Source organism: Thioalkalivibrio sp. XN279, assembly GCF_011089885.1.
Lineage (GTDB): Bacteria > Pseudomonadota > Gammaproteobacteria > Steroidobacterales > XN24 > XN24.
The window spans coordinates 1-251 of the sequence record NZ_JAANBD010000019.1; the positions used below are offsets into that span (position 1 = coordinate 1).

Annotated in this window: 1 pseudogene; it reads right to left on the reverse strand. The window is 61.4% G+C overall.

Annotation, left to right across the window (positions count from 1 at the left end):
* Nucleotides 1-251: pseudogene (locus G8346_RS02870) on the reverse strand (methyl-accepting chemotaxis protein); the annotation flags it as partial.

Sequence of the window (251 nt, forward strand, 5' to 3'; positions counted from 1 at the left end):
TTGGCGGCGGTGTTGATGGTGTCGGCGGAGGACTTGATGCCGCCCATCAGTTCGTTGAGCTTGTCCATGGACTCGTTGACGGCTTCCTGGAGGACTTTGAAGTCGCCGTGGTAGGTGCCGTCGATCTTCATGCGCAGGTCGCCATCGGCCAGGGCGACCATGACGCGCTTGACCTGGTTGATGGGCCCGACGACGGCATCGAGGGTGGCGTTGACGCCATCGACGATCTTCTTGAAGTCACCCTGGTGGTG